Origin of the sequence: Ornithinibacillus bavariensis, assembly GCF_018333235.1 — a bacterium.
In the GTDB taxonomy this organism is placed as follows: Bacteria; Bacillota; Bacilli; order Bacillales; family Amphibacillaceae; genus Ornithinibacillus; species Ornithinibacillus bavariensis.
The window spans coordinates 435,521-452,727 of sequence record NZ_BORP01000001.1; the positions used below are offsets into that span (position 1 = coordinate 435,521).

The 17,207-nt window shown below is 35.4% G+C and carries 20 protein-coding genes and 1 other annotated feature; of the genes, 14 read left to right on the forward strand and 6 right to left on the reverse strand.

Features of this window, described 5'->3' with window-relative positions; translation table 11 throughout:
• Positions 1 to 250: 250 nt before the first annotated feature.
• From KI338_RS02215 to KI338_RS02225, 3 genes are all read left to right on the forward strand, one after another.
• A complete protein-coding gene (locus tag KI338_RS02215) occupies positions 251 to 832 on the forward strand; it encodes a TetR/AcrR family transcriptional regulator (protein ID WP_212919333.1) in 582 nt (193 codons plus the stop codon).
• A 163-nt stretch (positions 833 to 995) separates the two neighbouring features.
• Positions 996 to 1,337, forward strand: coding sequence for a DMT family transporter (locus KI338_RS02220; protein ID WP_212919334.1), 342 nt, complete (start codon positions 996 to 998; stop codon positions 1,335 to 1,337).
• Between the two features lie 3 nt (positions 1,338 to 1,340).
• Entirely contained in the window at positions 1,341 to 1,652 is a 312-nt protein-coding gene (locus KI338_RS02225; RefSeq protein WP_212919335.1) for a DMT family transporter, read from the forward strand.
• Positions 1,653 to 1,803: 151 nt separating this feature from the next.
• Here KI338_RS02225 and KI338_RS02230 read toward each other — a convergent pair whose 3' ends face one another.
• A complete protein-coding gene (locus KI338_RS02230; RefSeq protein ID WP_244853292.1) occupies positions 1,804 to 2,391 on the reverse strand; it encodes a cell wall hydrolase in 588 nt (195 codons plus the stop codon).
• A gap of 503 nt (positions 2,392 to 2,894) precedes the next feature.
• Here KI338_RS02230 and KI338_RS02235 point away from each other — a divergent pair.
• On the forward strand, positions 2,895 to 3,362 hold the full coding sequence (locus KI338_RS02235) for a hypothetical protein (protein ID WP_212919336.1): 468 nt from the start codon (positions 2,895 to 2,897) through the stop codon (positions 3,360 to 3,362).
• Here the strand turns inward: KI338_RS02235 and brfA are convergent.
• Entirely contained in the window at positions 3,359 to 3,571 is a 213-nt protein-coding gene (brfA, locus tag KI338_RS02240) for a ribosome rescue factor BrfA (protein WP_212919337.1), read from the reverse strand. The genes KI338_RS02235 and brfA overlap by 4 nt on opposite strands.
• A 92-nt stretch (positions 3,572 to 3,663) precedes the next feature.
• A complete protein-coding gene (locus KI338_RS02245) occupies positions 3,664 to 4,932 on the reverse strand; it encodes an ATP-binding protein (RefSeq protein WP_212919338.1) in 1,269 nt (422 codons plus the stop codon).
• 168 nt (positions 4,933 to 5,100) lie between these two features.
• Positions 5,101 to 5,323 (forward strand) — a binding site (T-box leader).
• A 43-nt stretch (positions 5,324 to 5,366) separates the two neighbouring features.
• Here KI338_RS02245 and argS point away from each other — a divergent pair.
• The 6 genes from argS (at position 5,367) to KI338_RS02275 (ending at position 10,759) form a co-directional block, all read left to right on the forward strand.
• Positions 5,367 to 7,049, forward strand: a complete 1,683-nt coding sequence (argS, locus tag KI338_RS02250; RefSeq protein WP_212919339.1) for an arginine--tRNA ligase — start codon at positions 5,367 to 5,369, stop codon at positions 7,047 to 7,049.
• 99 nt (positions 7,050 to 7,148) lie between these two features.
• The gene (gene trhA / locus KI338_RS02255; RefSeq protein WP_212919340.1) at positions 7,149 to 7,787 is read left to right on the forward strand and encodes a PAQR family membrane homeostasis protein TrhA; all 639 of its coding nucleotides are present in this window, start codon (positions 7,149 to 7,151) and stop codon (positions 7,785 to 7,787) included.
• Positions 7,788 to 7,886: 99 nt separating this feature from the next.
• A complete protein-coding gene (locus tag KI338_RS02260; RefSeq protein ID WP_212919341.1) occupies positions 7,887 to 8,384 on the forward strand; it encodes a sigma-70 family RNA polymerase sigma factor in 498 nt (165 codons plus the stop codon).
• A complete protein-coding gene (locus KI338_RS02265; protein ID WP_212919342.1) occupies positions 8,374 to 9,540 on the forward strand; it encodes an anti-sigma factor in 1,167 nt (388 codons plus the stop codon). The genes KI338_RS02260 and KI338_RS02265 overlap by 11 nt, the downstream gene beginning before the upstream one ends.
• 214 nt (positions 9,541 to 9,754) lie before the next feature.
• Positions 9,755 to 10,366 carry a class I SAM-dependent methyltransferase gene (locus KI338_RS02270; RefSeq protein WP_212919343.1) on the forward strand — a complete coding sequence of 204 codons (612 nt, stop codon included), beginning with the start codon at positions 9,755 to 9,757 and terminating at the stop codon, positions 10,364 to 10,366.
• Positions 10,367 to 10,438: 72 nt separating this feature from the next.
• The gene (locus KI338_RS02275) at positions 10,439 to 10,759 is read left to right on the forward strand and encodes an MGMT family protein (protein ID WP_212919344.1); all 321 of its coding nucleotides are present in this window, start codon (positions 10,439 to 10,441) and stop codon (positions 10,757 to 10,759) included.
• Positions 10,760 to 10,951: 192 nt separating this feature from the next.
• On the opposite strand, the gene KI338_RS02280 is transcribed toward KI338_RS02275, so the two are convergent.
• Positions 10,952 to 12,508 (reverse strand): ABC-F family ATP-binding cassette domain-containing protein, encoded by a 1,557-nt coding sequence (locus KI338_RS02280; protein ID WP_212920025.1) that lies wholly within the window; start codon positions 12,506 to 12,508, stop codon positions 10,952 to 10,954.
• A 177-nt stretch (positions 12,509 to 12,685) separates the two neighbouring features.
• On the opposite strand from KI338_RS02280, the gene fakB reads away from it, so the two are divergent.
• Positions 12,686 to 13,534: a DegV family protein gene (fakB, locus tag KI338_RS02285; protein ID WP_212919345.1), complete on the forward strand. Its 849-nt coding sequence runs from the start codon at positions 12,686 to 12,688 to the stop codon at positions 13,532 to 13,534.
• Positions 13,535 to 13,570: 36 nt separating this feature from the next.
• On the opposite strand, the gene KI338_RS02290 is transcribed toward fakB, so the two are convergent.
• On the reverse strand, positions 13,571 to 13,882 hold the full coding sequence (locus KI338_RS02290) for a hypothetical protein (protein ID WP_212919346.1): 312 nt from the start codon (positions 13,880 to 13,882) through the stop codon (positions 13,571 to 13,573).
• A 107-nt stretch (positions 13,883 to 13,989) separates the two neighbouring features.
• Between KI338_RS02290 and KI338_RS02295 the strand changes: the two genes are divergently transcribed.
• Complete coding sequence (locus tag KI338_RS02295; protein ID WP_212919347.1) at positions 13,990 to 14,463, forward strand: DinB family protein; 474 nt, start codon at positions 13,990 to 13,992, stop codon at positions 14,461 to 14,463.
• Positions 14,464 to 14,682: 219 nt separating this feature from the next.
• On the opposite strand, the gene KI338_RS02300 is transcribed toward KI338_RS02295, so the two are convergent.
• Positions 14,683 to 14,895 (reverse strand): YjzC family protein, encoded by a 213-nt coding sequence (locus tag KI338_RS02300; protein ID WP_212919348.1) that lies wholly within the window; start codon positions 14,893 to 14,895, stop codon positions 14,683 to 14,685.
• Between the two features lie 367 nt (positions 14,896 to 15,262).
• Here KI338_RS02300 and KI338_RS02305 point away from each other — a divergent pair, with 367 nt between their 5' ends.
• A complete protein-coding gene (locus KI338_RS02305) occupies positions 15,263 to 16,006 on the forward strand; it encodes a flagella basal body P-ring formation protein FlgA (RefSeq protein WP_212919349.1) in 744 nt (247 codons plus the stop codon).
• A gap of 43 nt (positions 16,007 to 16,049) precedes the next feature.
• On the forward strand, positions 16,050 to 17,186 hold the full coding sequence (locus tag KI338_RS02310) for a CpaE/TadZ family protein (RefSeq protein WP_212919350.1): 1,137 nt from the start codon (positions 16,050 to 16,052) through the stop codon (positions 17,184 to 17,186).
• Positions 17,187 to 17,207: the final 21 nt, after the last annotated feature.

Consider the following 17,207-nt stretch of genomic DNA (forward strand, 5'->3'; position numbering starts at 1 on the left):
TCTGTTCAAGTTCATGAACAAATAGTGGGTAAAGGAAAAATTGCTGGTTATCATCCAAAAATAATGGTAAATAATCAATGAAAGTACGTATTCATGAAAACGTTAGAACGATAAAGTGTAAAATCAAGAAGAAGAGCTATAAATCGACAGAGAATGTCGGTTGTTTTTTAGCCTAAAAAGGGTTATATCTATTGACTTTTCAGTATATCAGTGTATAATGAATGACAATCAGTCACTGTGGAGGAAGTAAATGGACAATAAAAAAGAGCGAATAATTCATGCAGCAATGGATGTTTTTACAGAAAAAGGACTAGAAAAGACAAAAGTATCGGATATCGTAAAGAAAGCGGGTATCGCTCAAGGAACTTTTTATATTTATTTTTCTTCAAAGCTATCAGTCATCCCTTCTATTGCAGAAGTGATGGTGGAAAAGACACTTCATGAAATTATGCGTACTGTAAATATAAAGGATCCTTTCAAACAGCAAATGGAGGGCGTTATCGATGTCGTTTTCTCTGTCACAAAGGAATTTCGTGAAATTTTTGCTTTAGTGTATGCAGGATTAGCAGCAACTGAATACCTACAGGACTGGGAAACGCTATATTCACAGTATTACTCCTGGATGAGTAGGTTCCTAGGAAATGCAAAGGAAAACGGAATTCTTCGTGAGGATTTAGACCCTGATCAAACTGCAGTACTATTGATTGATCTTATCGAATCAGCCGCAGAACAAACTTTTTTATATTCTCATGGTGATAAAGATATGGAAGCAATCAAGAAAAAAGAGGTTTTAGAGTTTTCCATGTACGGCTTAGGTGTAAAACAATCATAGGACAGTAGAAAAAGTTACGAATCCCATAAGGTTAAGTAATAAAAGATGCTAGGTTTTATAGGAGTAGTTATTTGAAATAGATAATTTCCTTTAATGATTAAAGGAAATTTCTTTTAATAGGTGAATGACTGAATGTCAGTCACGAATGATGGAGAGTGCTAGGATGAATAAATCATGGATTTATGTTGTGTTAACCAGTTTGTCAGAATTAGTTTGGATTTATGGTTTTAATACGGCATCTACCTGGTGGCATTGGGCAATCATTGTAGCTTTTATACTAATGGATTTACACTTTTTAGCAAAAGCGTGTGAGGGTTTACCTACTGGAACGGTATATGCAATATTTGCAGGATTTGGTACGGTTGGAACATTTTTAATGGATACATTTATTTTTCATGAACATATCAGTACGGGAAAAGTGTTTTTCATTTTGCTAATAATAGCTGGAGTGATTGGGCTTAAGTTGTCAGATGATAAACCAAATAAAAAGAAAGGAGTTGCTTAACCAATGGGTTGGTTCTATGTAGTGTTGGCCGCGGTAAACGAATTAATTGGTGTTTGGGGCTTGAATAAATTTAATGAAAGAAAAAATGTAACGAATGCACTAGTTTATGTCGGTGGTCTTGCCTTATCCTTTATGTTTATTTATGCTTCATTTGATTATTTGCCAACAAGCATCGCTTATGCAACCTGGACCGGTGTAGGGACAGGCGGAGTTGTTCTCATGAACATGCTATTCTTTGGTGAATCGAAAAGTCTATTTCGCATGGTCAGCCTGCTAGCAATAATTATCGGAGTTACTGGTTTAAAGATTGTATAATAAAAGGATGCCTGTCATGTTCCACGTTTTAATGAATATGGGATGTGACAGGCATCTTTTTTGATAATCATAGGTTGCTCTAAAGGCAAGATTTTTAATTCGTAAAATTGCTGGTACGGGACATACTTTCACATCTTATGTTTATTCTAAATTACTTCGCAAAACGGTGATTACCGATAGTTAAAGTTAGTTGTCGTGATTTAATCCAGTTGCTCTTTGCAGTTTTAGGATTATAGAAGTAGATAGAACCACTACCTTGTCCTCTAAATGCAATAGCTTCTTTCACAGCCTTCATATCCTCAGCTTTATATCCACCGTTGATTTCTCCGTTTTCTACTGGTGTAAATGCGTAGTGTCCATTTGAACGTTCATAGATTACCCCTTTAATAGTGTTCGGGAAATCCTTGTGATCAACACGATTAAGAACGACAGTTGCTACGGCAACTTTCCCTGCATAGGGCTCTCCTTTTGCTTCAGCATGTACTAGCTTTGCCATTAATTCTTTGTCAGCGATAGAAACATAGTCTGGTATTTTAATAGTTTCTCCAGCTAATAAAGTACTTCCAGATCGATTATTAGCAATTTGTAAATTATCTATAGTAGTACCATTTTTCTTGGCAATAGACGAGAAAGTGTCACCCTTTTGAACCGTATAAGGTGCTGCACCAGCAATAGATGGTAAAGTCAAAATAGATAATGACATTGTCGCGGTAACTAATAATTTTTTAAGTTTATTCAAGTTGTTAACCTCCTAGTTATTTGCTAGTTTTGGGCTACAACTAGAGATTACTAGATGTAACATAACTTATCAGTAGAAAAATATGGTAGTCCATCAGAAGATACGAAAGATGCTAGGTTACCACTTGGATAAGCAATTGATTGGAATGTTATTCCAGTCTGAAAAAATCTCCACAAAGCGGAATTAACTCCAGAAAAATCCTTTATTCTAACAATTATTTCAAAAATGTTACCTTATTAATGGAATATGTCGTAAGAATCCTAGGATGAATGGAATTGCTGTTAAAAAAAGATGCTTAGCCGGATGGTAACATGGTATCCTGTTGAATGAAGGTCATTAAGAATGAGGCTAATACCTAAAGCCAACTTCTAATAAAAGGACTGGGTTCAAAGTTAAATGCAAACTAGGCTATTCACAGAAGTAAAACAGACCTTTTTTACTTTTTGCTGTTTTTGAAGGAAAGAATGCAAGGTAATTTATCGTTTGGGGAAAAGGAGACAAGCATGAGTAAATGGTTTCTATTAAATTTTTTATTACTTGGTATCATCGTTTGGAATGTGGTTCACCATCCAAATATACAGATACATGTATGGATAGGACTTTTGGGCGCATTATTGTTTTTATATAACTGGATGAGGAATGCTGTTTTTGAAACAATTCGTAATGTACCTAATCGGAGGACAAAAGTAAGACTTGCACGCTTTTCAAAGAAGGTAGTGACCATTCATCGATGGACAGGGAATATTGCATTTTTAGCTATTATGTTGCACGGAACGCTTGTTATTTACCGGTATGGATTTACAATATATAATGTGAAAATGCTTGTAGGAGTACTGGCACTACTTGCCTTAGCATTCCAAGTGCTAACTGGATGGCTGAGACTATACAAACCTACTATAAAACTTAGATATGTTCACCTCTATACCGGTATGACCTTATTCTTTTTAATTCTTATCCACATGCTTCTCTAAGCTGTTTTTAAAAGATAATAAAAAGAACCGTTTTCCCATTGCTTTGGATTACGATTCTTATGTTTCATTCGATACACATGATCTTTTTTTGTTTTCGTTTTTCTTGTTCTTAGATTTAACTGAGCATAGGGGCTGCGATTTATTTCTGGATTTAGTCTGCCCTCGCGTACAAGTTTTTTTCGGTGCTTTAATGCTTTTGATTTACTCATTTTCCTACTCTCCTATATATAATTTGGCTACCTTTAGCAGCTTTTAATTTATTATGAACTAAAGGTAGCACATGTCAATGTATTAATAAAATTTAAAATCCTACTCTACCACTTATATCATCCGTTACCCAATCCTGCTTCTGTACTTTCTTTTGATTTACTTGTAAATCATTTACGATTTTATCTATATCGACCTGTTTCTCATAATGCCAATCAAGTGCTATGGACATATATACTTCATTTAACTGTGCAATGGATAGCCCTTTTGTTTTACTGATTAACTTCTCCAGTTGATTTTCTTCTATAAATTGGCTGATACCCTTCTTTAATAAATAATTTTTTCTTAGAATATCAGATGGCTGTTTAATTTCATAAGCACGATCGAAGCGTCCTGCACGATTAATTAAGGCGGGATCGATTTTTTCTGGGTAGTTTGTTGTTCCAATTAGAAAAATACCCTCTTTAGATGTTGCTCCATCTAGAGTATTAAGAAATACGGATCTAGATTCTTCAGGCATGGAGTCGATATCTTCTATCACTAGAACCATCGGGGCTAAACGTACTACTTTTGAAAAAATTTCACTTATTGAGTAACTAGAAGTGAATTCTGTGATTTGCCAGTAAACAATTGGAGCAGCAACACTTCCTGCAATAGATTTAACTAACGTAGTTTTTCCATTACCTGGACTGCCATATAATAATATCCCTCGTTTATAAGGAATATGGTACGTCTTAAAGAAAGTCCCGCTATGTAGGAAAAATTCATCAATGGAGCGAAAAATATCTGTCTTTATCCTATCCTCCAGTAATACGTCCTCCCGTGCGATCTGCTGAGTGATTTTTTCTTTTGACCTAGTAAGTCCTTCATCAGTATCTGTAAAAACTGTAATTCCATCTAGCATAAACTGACGCTCTAAATCATCGATATACTGTAGGAAGTCGAGGACTTGTCCGTCATTTTTTCCAAATAAATAGCTTTCCGTAAACGGGTGTCCATAACTATATACCGGCAGGGTAACTATTGCAATATCAAATACTGAAAAATAATAAATGTTATTCGTACTAGATGGCTTAATCTCGTGTTTGCCATTATCTTTCGGTAAAATATCTGCATGACCAAACGAATCGTATACACTAGCAACTAACTCAAGCTCTTCGGGTTTATTTTGCAGTATATCGCTAATTATTTCGTTAAAATCACCAGCATTTCTTCTCTCGGTATTATATAGCTGGAAAGAAAAACCATATTTTTCATTTAAGAATTCAATAACTTTGTTTATTGCAAACGTGTACTGATAATAATAGTGTAGCTTACGACTATCAGGGTTCTCGTATTTAATTAATGTCTCTACTTTTCTCATGAACAAAACCTTTCTACAAAATATAGTAATGATAAAGAAAATTATAACAAATAACTACAATTCAAGCTACTGAAGGTGCAACACTCTAAATGGAAAAGAAACACTCCCTAGCCGAGAAGATGATGACAAGTAATCTTTTTATTGGTATAATGGTAAAAACTTTTACAACTAAAATCGTTGAGGAAGAGAGTAATTATTTGAAAAGCGAAGCGAGCTGGGGATGGTGGAAGCCTAGTGCATGATCAAATAATGAACCGGACTTTGGAGATGCTTTCCTGAACCTTAGTAGGGAAAGACGGGGAGAGACCTCGTTATCAATTTAGAGTGGTTTTTATATGTTATAAAACAATTAGAGTGGTACCGCGGGATTATTATAGCTCTCGCCTCTTTAACAATGAAGAGGTGGGGGCTTTTTTAAATGGAGGAGAATAATAATGAATTACAAACAAGAATTCGCAAATGCATTGGAACAAATATTGGATGGTGTACTATCGCTAGAGGAAATTTTAAGCATGATTGAAAAACCAAAGTTTAACCACATGGGTGATTCCGCTTTTCCATGCTTTCAACTAGCGAAAATATATCGTCAATCCCCTAAAACTATTTCCGAGGAAATTACGCAAAAAGTGAACGTACCCCTGTTTGAAAAAGTGGAAGCAACAGGAGGATATGTGAATGTTTTTCTTAACAAGAAGTATGTAACAAAGCAGACCCTCGAATTAATTTTTTCGGAGAAAGAGCGATATGGATCTTTCCATGTTGGATGTGGTAAAACGATAACCATTGATTATTCATCTCCTAATATCGCAAAGCCTTTTTCTATGGGCCATCTTCGTTCTACTGTTATTGGAAATTCTTTATCCTTGATAGCAGAAAAGCATGGATATCACGTTATCCGAATAAATCATCTAGGGGATTGGGGAACACAATTTGGCAAGCTAATCGTCGCTTACAAAAAATGGGGTGATGAGGAAAAAGTAAAAAGAAGCCCTATAAAAGAATTATTGGCCTTATACGTTAAATTTCATGAAGAAGCGGAAAAAGATCCTATATTGAATGATCTTGGACGAGAGGCATTCAAATTGCTTGAAAATGGTGATAAGGAAGCCATGGATCTGTGGGAATGGTTCCGGGATGAGTCATTAAAGGAATTTATGAAAATATATGATCTACTAGGGATAACCTTTGATTCCTATCATGGAGAGGCGTTTTATAATGATAAAATGGAGCAAGTTGTAGACCTGCTGACAGAGAAAGGGCTACTGGTGGAATCGGATGGTGCAAATGTTGTGCAACTTGAAAATTTTCCACCATGCTTAATTAAAAAGCGAGATGGAACTACATTATACGCAACGAGAGACTTAGCTGCAGCGATTTATCGTCAAGACAATTATCATTTTGACAAGTCAATTTATGTGGTTGGCAATGAACAAACCTTACATTTTAAACAGCTATTTGCAGTACTTGAAAAATTAGGCTTCAGTTGGCAAAAAGGGATGACCCATGTGCCATTTGGGATGATTTTAAGAGATGGTAAAAAAATGTCCACTCGTAAAGGCAAGGTAGTTTTACTGGAGAATGTGATTAAGGAAGCAATACAGTTAGCCTTAGCTAATATTGAAGAAAAGAATCCTAATTTAATTGATAAAGAGGAGATTGCTAAGCAAGTCGGTGTAGGAGCAATCATCTTCCATGATTTAAAAAATGGTCGCATGAATGATATTGAATTTTCATTAGAAGACATGCTTCGTTTTGAAGGAGAAACTGGTCCTTATGTACAATATACACATGCCCGCGCTGCTGCTTTATTAAGAAAGGGAAATTATGTACGAGAAACTGATTATAAAATAGAGTTACATGATGAGGAAGCATGGCAAATTATAAAGGAATTACTTTCATTTCCAGAGGCGATTGAGAGAGCTATGTTAGGCCTTGATCCATCTCAAATTGCAAAGTGCTTACTTGATTTATCGAAGGCGTTTAATAAATACTATGCTTCAGTAAAAATCTTAGAGGAATCTCATAAACAAGATCGATTGTCATTGGTATTTGCTGTGAAAACTGTCTTAAAGGAAGGGCTACGTCTATTAGGAATACAAGCTCCAGAACAGATGTGACTAAAGATACAAACAATAGTGATAGGGACGATTAAAGTTGTTATAATAAGGTAATAAAAAAGATATAAACAACTATTTTTGAAGTAAGGGATGATAGGTTTGGCAGAAACTCACACATTTACAACCGGTGAAGAGGTTGCTAACGCGATAACACATGGGATAGGTGTATTGCTTAGTATAGCAGGCTTAGTTTTGCTCATTGTGTTTTCAGTTATGAATGGTACAGCTTTACATGTAGTTAGTTTTACAATCTTCGGCTCTAGTATGGTGATTTTATACACTTCATCAACTTTAGTACACGCACTTCCAAAGGGGAAGGCAAAAGATTTATTCGAAATTTTTGATCACTCTTCGATCTATTTATTTATTGCAGGTACGTATACGCCGTTCACTTTACTCGTTATTAAAGGTACGCTTGGCTGGACAATGTTTGGTATTGTTTGGGGGTTAGCTATTGCAGGGATTATCTTTAAGGCATTTTTTGTGAAGAAGTTTCTCGTCACCTCCACCATCCTCTATTTATTGATGGGCTGGATGGTTGTTATTGGCTGGAATCGCATTTTGGATAATGTTCCATATGGAGGAGTTGCATTACTTGTAGCTGGTGGTCTATGTTATACAGTTGGAACAATATTCTATATGTGGCGTGGTTTTAAGTTTCACCACTTGGTATGGCATATATTTGTTTTAGCCGGCACTATCTGCCATTTCTTCAGTGTACTTTTATATTTAGTTTAACCTTTTGAGCACCCTTTAGAATTATTATTTTTCGAAAGGGTGTTTTTTTCTTGTTACCATTTTGATTTTCATGCGTTTAATTGTTGAGGGGAGGAGCTAATGAAGCATACTATTAATAAAATTTATCAAGCATACTTTAACGATATATTTCATTTTCTCCTTTCTTTAAGTCAGAATTACCATACAGCAGAGGATCTCGTACAGGAAACCTTTATCCGTGCACATCTTTATATTGAAACATATAAAGGAGAAAATATTAAGTCATGGCTATTTACAATAGCACATCATGTGTTTATCGACTATTACCGTAAACATAAAAAGATGATTATAAAGGATGAACGTTATTTTTCCTTTATATCTGATAAGAAGATAGGAACAGATGAAGAAATCATCGTACAAGAGGAAATTAATGAGGTTATTCGTCTAGTAGGAAATTTACCTGAGAAGCATAGGCTGGCAGTTCTTTTGCATGATATTCACGGCTTTTCTCAGTATGAAGCAGCTAACGTAATGAATGTAAAGCAATCTTATTTTAAGGTCTTATTATTTAGAGGTCGACAGACAATAAGGCAGAGGAGGGCAAAGCATGACGGATGATTTTAAACGAAAACTAGAAGACTATGAAAAAGGTGTATTATCAGAAAGCGAAATGGATGAAATAGAGAAGGAATTAGAGAAACTAGAAACATATCAAGAATATTTAGAAGAGAACACATCTGAAGAATCAACTGATTATCGTATGAATGAACAAAAACAACGGAAAATTTTACGATTAAGTAAATGGAAAGCAAGATTTCAAACAGCATTTACCGCACTAGGTATTCTTATACTACTTACAATTGTATCCTCGGTGCTTACTTCTGTTTATTATGGCTGGGGGAAACCGGATCGGTCAGAGGTATTCAGAAATATCATCGATTATACATTAACGGTAACAAATCCATATGGGTATTACGGTAGTACAGATATTAATGTAAAGCCTTTCTTTGGTTTAGAGGCTAATCGTGATTTCAAGAAGGTTATTGGAGATGAAAATGTTGTCGTAGGTGAAATGAAGGTTAATTATATATTTTCGTTAATGGGGTATCCAGAGAATGAATATTATGGCAGGCTATCACAGGAAGGCCCGGCTTTTGTTTTTCCAGGTGTAGAGGAAGCAGGCTCTTCAGATTGGGACCAATTAGAAAAGCTTCCAGAAGGAACAGTTGTTTCTGCCTATGTTTCTTTTTCTAATCTTTTGGATACAGAGAAAGTGTTTCAGTTATTCAGTCAAAAAAATATGGAGTTAATTTGGTTTGCAGTTGATACCGGCTTCGAAGAAAATGATAAATTTAATGAGGGCATCATTCATGACCCCATTGGTTTTCCCAATTTTCCTATATGGCATGAGGATGATATGATATTAGAATCTAGGGAGGAATCGAAGGGGTTCATTGGTGGTACAGTATCTGAGAGCTATTCATCTCCTGAGTATGAGGAAGGGAATGCTTCCTTATTACATCAACAGTTTTATAAAACCTTAAATTTTTTACAAGAGCATGAAAAGAAAGCAGACAAAATAATCTTTGGAAAATTAAGGCTAAAGGACCGAATAGCCTATTTAGAAAAAAACGGTATTCATCATTATGGAGTCGTGATTACAGGACCAACTAAAGAAATACTCACCTTAAAAGATGAAAAATGGATAAGCAATTTAGTGGTAGATGAGGTAGGATTCTGGAATTGGGGAAGCTGGCGCGAGGAGATAGAATAAAAGATCATTCATTTGGGAATGATTCTAAACGGAACTGATGATAAATGATTATTTTGATGAAATTGGAGTTAAGAGCCTCTGCTTTTAACTCCTTTTATTATTCTAAAGATAAATTTTTATAATTTTCGATTATCTATTTAGTGGTACGATTTCTTTTGTGTTAAAGTAGAGGAGGAATACGTTATGCCCACCTTAAAATAAGGGAGAGCTAGCCATGAAACAGGAGAAGCTAATTAGGAAATATGATAAACAAGTATCGGCCTATGAAAATAATCGGGATAACCCTACCCTTGTAAAATGGAGAAGTAGAATTATACCAGACGCTTATGGTAGCGTATTGGAAATTGGGATTGGAGTAGGTGCGAATTTCGCCTATTACGAAAGGGAAAAGGTCAATGAGCTATTAGGGGTAGACTTTAGTAAAGAGATGATTAGAGGTGCAGAAAGAGAAGCATCCAAGCATCATATAAAGACCAGTTTTATAAATAAAGATATTCGTCATGTACAATTCGAATCCAATTCGTTCGACTCCATTGTTTCGACTTTAACCTTGTGCGGCTATCCGAATCCTGTTGATACGTTGAACAAAATAAATGATTGGTGCAGGAAAGATGGTAAAGTATTGTTGATGGAGCATGGATTAAGTACGAATCCATTTCTTTCAGTCACACAAAAGATAGTGGATCCTCTTTTCAATAAAGTTTCTGGTTGCCATTGTAACCGAAATATGATTAAGCTAGTGGAGAAATCTAGACTGCAAATTGAGCGTGTAGAAAGATATTGGTCTGGAATTATTTGTTTAATATGGGCAAGGCCACGTGAATGAACCTCTGTCGAAAAAGACGATTAAGACTAAGACTGCTTAATTTATGAGAAGACAACCATTGGAGGAACAACAATGACACCGTTTACTGAGAGAGTCATCCAACTAATTCAAAACATCCCAGAAGGTAAAGTAGCAACATATGGTCAGATTGCAAGCTTGGCAGGGTCGCCAAGAGCTGCACGGCAAGTAGTACGAATCCTTCATTCGATGAGTAAGAAGTATCAGCTTCCTTGGCATCGAGTAATCAATGCGCAAGGGAAAATTGGGTTGAAAGATGAACAATCTTATTATGAGCAGCTGATGAGACTTGAGGCGGAAGGGATAGCATTTGGACAACATGATTGGATCGATTTAGAAATATTTCAATGGAAGACTGACAAAGATAGATGTTAGGGGGGATTGTGTGGCTTTTATGATATCTATTTTTGAATCTATCTCAGCAAATATATACTCGTTTTAAAAATACATAGCATGGTACAATAAAATACATAACCTGAAAAATTGCTTATTAAAGCATTGAATATGAAACGCTTATGAGTTTGAAAGGGCATTATTTAACCCCATCAAATCCATAAGCGTATTAGCTTAAAATACCTTTGTAGTCCAATCCTCACAATTCCACATATCCGTTACTACCCCATCATAAAAGTCGGGCTCATGGGAGATGAGAAGAACACTACCTTTATATTCTTTTAGTGCTCGCTTTAATTCTTCTTTTGCATCTGGGTCTAAGTGGTTTGTCGGTTCATCGAGTACAAGTAAATTTGTTTCACGGTTAATTAATTTACATAGACGAACTTTGGCTTTTTCCCCACCACTGAGCACTTGGATCTTACTTTCAATATGCTTCGTAGTTAGACCACACTTTGCAAGAGCTGCACGTACCTCATATTGTGTGAAATGGGGAAATTCATCCCATATTTCTTGTATACAAGTATTGTTATTTTCGGACTTAATCTCCTGTTCAAAATAACCGATATGAAGGTTTTCACCTAATTGAACACTACCGGAAACAGGAGTAATTTCTCCTAAAATACTTTTAAGAAGGGTCGTTTTACCAATTCCATTTGCCCCGTAGAGAGCAATTTTTTGACCACGCTCCATCGATAAATTTAACGAGCGAGATAAAGGTTCACCATATCCAATCACAAGGTCCTTTGTCTCAAACAAGTATTTTCCTGGTGTACGGGCAAGTTTAAAATTAAATTCTGGCTTTGGCTTCTCTACATCCAGTTCAATTACGTCCATTTTGTCGAGCTTCTTCTGACGGGACATGGCCATCCTTGCAGTAGCTGCATTGGCCTTATTACGTGCAACAAAGTCTTTTAAGTTGGCGATTTCTTTTTGTTGTTTTTTATAGGCTGCAACTTGCTGCTGTTTTTTAAGCTCATATAAGCGTAAGAATTCATTGTAGTCGCCAGGATATCTAGTAAGTTCTTGATTCTCCACATGATAAATCAGATTGACGACACTATTTAAAAATGGAATATCGTGAGACACTAAAATAAAAGCATGATCATAGTTTTGTAAATAGCTTTTTAGCCATTCGATATGCTCGAAATCTAAATAGTTGGTTGGCTCATCAAGAAGTAATATCTCGGGCTTTTCTAATAGTAATTTAGCTAACAGTACTTTGGTACGCTGACCACCACTTAAATCATGTACATCCCGGTCAAGTCCGAAATCATTTAACCCGAGTCCATTGGCTACTTCCTCGACCTTTGCATCGATTGTATAAAAATCGTTGTTCGTTAAGGTATCCTGCATTCTACCTGTATCTTCTAGAAGTTTTTCCAATTCCTCTGGTGAAGCCTCTCCCATTTTGGCAAATAGCTGATTCATCTCTGCTTCCAAATCATATAAATATTGAAAGGCAGTTCGTAACACATCTCGGATTGACATTCCTTGTTTTAAGACTGCGTGTTGATCTAAGTAACCAACACGGATATGTTTTGCCCAAGTTACGTTACCAGCATCTGGTTCTAATTTTCCAGTAATAATATTCATAAAAATGGATTTACCCTCACCGTTTGCCCCGATAAGACCAATATGCTCACCTTGTAATAATCGAAAGGAAACATTCTCAAATATTGCACGGTCACCAAATCCGTGACTTAAATCTTTTACTGTTAATAAGCTCATAATGATAACACCTTTTCTTTTTTTCAATACATTCTCTCCTATTATACGGTTCAAGCTCGGGGAAAGAAAGAAAATTTTAATGTTCAATAAGGTATTGTTACCAGATACTAATACTTGGTATAATATTCTATAATTGTAGCTTAAAAATTATCAAATGAGTTAGAATGGGGGACATGTATGCCAACAAAGAAGATTGCTTTTGTTACAGATAGTACTGTATTTTTGACCGATGAGCTGAAAGCCCATCCAGATATTTATGTAGTCCCGATTGTCATTATTTCAAATGGAGAAGAATATGAAGATGGTATCGATTTAACCTCAGAAAAGTTATATGAAATCATTCGTACAGAAAAAGAGGTTCCCAAAACCTCACAGCCAAACATTGGTAAATTTAAAACGCTTTATGAACAATTAAAGGAAGAATATGATCAAGTAATTGCCATACATGTTTCATCTAAATTAAGTGGAACAATCTCTAGTTCTATGGCAGGTAAGGATGCAGCTGGATTTGAAGTGGAAGTAGTAGATTCTTATTCTCTTTCTTTTGCGATAACTAGTTTACTAGAAAGGGGACTGGAGCTTTCCGAAGAAGGTAAAGATGCCAAAGAAATTGCAAATGAGCTTCGTCATATGACAAAAGGACAAAGGAATCTAATATTACTAAGCACACTGGAACAGCTATTCAAAGGTGGTAGAATGTCAAGTACCCAATTTGTATTAGGCAACCTGCTAAAGATAAAGCCTATTTTATCGATTGGGCCTGATGGTGAACTAGGGCTAAAAGAACGAATTAGATCGGAGAAAAAGGCAACTCGTAGAATTATAGAATTATTGAAAGCGTCAGCTGAAAAATATTCTGTTAGAAGAATAAATATTGCCAATGCTAATGCAATAGAGAAAGCGGTAGCGTTAAAAGAAATGCTACAAAGCGAGATGCCCAATGTTGATATTAGAATAGGTGAAGTAAGCTCTTCGTTAGCGGTTCATGCAGGAGAAGGGGCAATTGCTGTTTTTTGGAATATATAAGTAGACGACATAGGTGAATGCCTATGTCGTTTGTAGTTATTTTTCATAGCGTAAGTAATTATAATTAGATGTAGGAATCCGAATAATAACATTACCTTCTTTGTCTTTATGAATTTCATATTCTCGATATGTTTCTATAATATAATCTTCTTCTTCCTTCATATCCTCAAGGATAAATTCATAGGTGGTTGCGACATATTTTTTATCGATCTGTGCGTCTGCATCTATCGTGTCCTCATTTGCGAATTGATAATACCATGAATTCTCTATTTTACCAGCAGGATCGTCAATAAGACATGTAAATATAAGCACTAATAATGCTCCAAGCATGGAAATTTTAGTTTTCATATCTCTACTCCTTTCATATTTTTTTACTAATATATATGCATGTCCCATGTAATTAATTGATAAATTGGTTAAAATGGTGATGAATGAGTTGGAAAGGGGAGAAAAGTATGTATCGAAAAGTTGAAGATTTTTTACAGGACTGGAATCACGAAATGGAAGGGACCCTACGTGTACTTAAGGCAATGACTGATGAAAAACTTAATCAATCCATTGTGGATGGGCATAACACGTTAGGGTGGCTTGGATGGCATTTGGCGACAGCACCAGCATTTTTCTGTGGTGAAGTAGGATTAACAGTTACGCCAGCAGGTGGTCCAAAGGATGTACCGAATAATGCTGAGGAAATTGTGCAAGCATATAAGAAGATTTCCGAAGATGTTATCCAAGAGGTTCGGACTTTTACAGATGGTCAATTAGAGGAGACAGTTCAAAGCTTTGGGGGGCAAATCCAGAGGGGAACACTATTACGTAAGATGATTGATCACCAGACCCATCATCGTGGCCAAATGACAGTTTTACTAAGACAGGCAGGCTTAAAGGTTCCCGGTGTTATGGGGCCAACGAGAGAGGAACAAATGTAGGTGTAAAGAAGGCTAATTTATTAGATTAGCCTTCTTTTTTGTGCCGGAGATGTTGCTGAAGAACTGGATAGAAATGCTAAATTAGCAACTATATTAGGGGTTCTACGAGCTTCTGGCAAAGTTAGAAAAGCATTAGAGGAATTGAAAAAGGAATAGGTGAAAGGAGCAAGAGGATCCATTAGCTGGAGACCTAGCTCCTTTTTAATATGGATTAATAGACTATCGTGCTCCATTTCTTCCTTGTGTACCTTGGTTACTCTTACGTTTGTTTTTCCAAACCCGATTTTGATTCGTTGTGTCAGGAAATGTTTCTCCAGCATTTAATTCAATCTGTTGTGGATCCTTCACACTACTACCTGTTTCCCCTATTTCGATATAAACCCCATTATTTGGTGCTTTATCGCCAGGACGAAATTGTGTCATCTCACCCATTTAGTGTCACTCCTTTTTATAATCTGTTTGTAGTATGAGTAATTAACTAATTTTTATATACGTAATATTTATGTAAACAATTTGTATTTGTCTTAAGAAATTTCAAAATGATTATAATTACCTAAGTTTGACAAATAGTGACAATGTAATAGTAATTTTTTTCCATATTAGTAGGACTTGATTCCTTTTTGTGAAATATACGTGAAATTGAATTAAGGATATAGTTAAAAAGTCTCCCGTTATAAAAGTCCTAATCTTGCATTTTCATGGTAATTTATGGAATTGACTTTTGAAACCTTTATGTAATTATTTATGTATATCTAACCAAATGGAAAAATTCACATAATTAAGAAATGAGGTCTAGAAGTTGTTAGAGTCGAAGCGAAGAGCCATTATATTTTTTATTATAGCGATTTTATTAGCAGCTTTATCTGGTTATTTTGTTTTACAAAAGGTAAAAGATCTTAATGATAATCTTGGAACTATGGTGAAGATTTATGTTGCTGATAGAGAGATCTATTCGAGAGCTTTAATTACTCCTGATGATGTTACTACTACAGAAATTCCAGCTAAATACATACGAGATGAGTATATTACGAATGTGAATGATTTTCAAAATACTGTATCGATTGTACCTCTATCAAAAGGACAAATTATTACGCAGAATATGCTAAAACAAGCCTCAACTGTTACAGAAGAAAACAATCGTTTAATTACAATCTTGCAAACAGCTAATGTCTTTTTTGATGAACGATTATATGACATGGATCGTGTCGATATTATCGTTTCTCATGAAGTAGAGGGGAAGAAAGTTACTGAAGTATTTATGAAAGACTTAAAAGTAGCTCGAATTGCGACAAATAATGAAACTAAGGAATTTAATGGAGTTCAAGTTGAAGTTCCATTTGATGAAGTTACTGATTTGATCCATATGTTAAATTACGCAGAAACAGTAAGAGTAATTCGAGCAAATGTTGGTCAAATGCCAAATCAAGGTAATCCTTCTGTTGAGGATCCAGAAAATGAAGATAGCAACTTAGAAGGTTCTGAAAAGAAAGATACGACTAAAGAAGATGTAGAGAAAGAAACTACTACTGATTCTAAGGAGTAAATCTATTAGTCTACATTGAAGCAAATCGTAATGGGGGATCTGCATGAAAAGAATAAATGAAATCTATGTAATTGGGAATAACGAGGATTTACTCTCTTCGATTCAATCACAACTTAGTCAGGAATATAAACTTCAAATGCTAGAAATAGATGAAATTAAAAAATTCTCTGTTCAAATTGTCTTGATGCTGAGAACGGATGAAATGTCTCCGCTAGATACTGCACAGACTGTTTTATCCTTATATCCTAAAGCACACCTAATTTATATCAGTGATATACCGAATTTCGAGTTGTTACGGGATTTAAATCGTATGGGTATTATGGAATATTTGGTTCTGCCAGATGAGGATTGGTTATTAGGAGATAGAATTCGTGAGATTGCAGAGTTGAAGCTTGCTAATCACGAACAGTCTTCAACTGTGGAAGGTTTTAAACGTGGCGGAGGAAAGGTTTTTACATTTTATAGTGGTAAAGGTGGGGCAGGTAAATCACTATTAAGTACTGCATTTGCACAAACACTAAAAGTGGAATCTACTGCTAAGGTGTTGTTTATTGACCTTAATTTACAATATGGCAGTGCCGAAACTTTTCTAGGTATTGATAGTAATAGGACAATTATTGATTTATATCCAGTTATACAAGAATTAAACGAGCATCATATTCGCAATGTAGCAGAAAAAGAGCCTCATTCGGGTCTAGATATACTAGTAAGTCCTAGGGATGCAGAATTAGCCGAGCGAATTGATGAAGAATTTATTCTAAGACTAATTAGAGCAAGTAAACGTAGCTATGATTTCATTATTATTGATGTTCCCACTTGGATTGATGAAAGAGTTTATACCACATTAGAGGAATCAGAAAAAATTTACTATGTTATGAGTTATGACACTATTGCAATACGTGTACTAAAGAGTGTGGAAGAATTATTTCAACAGCTTGGAATAGTGATGAATGAGAAGATGGAACTAATTATTAACTATAGTGGAAAAGACAATGAACTGAATCAGAAGGATTTAGAACGATTCATTGGTTATCCAATTGCGGCTAGAGTCAGAAGGGATTTGAAGGGAGTCCAATCATTTGTCAATCAAGGAGTTCCTTTGAGAAAAGAACAAAAGGATAAAAAATTACCCCCAGTAGCAAGAGACGTTCAAAAATGGGTTCGTTCCATGTTAAAGTAGTAAACTTCTTTCACGTAACGT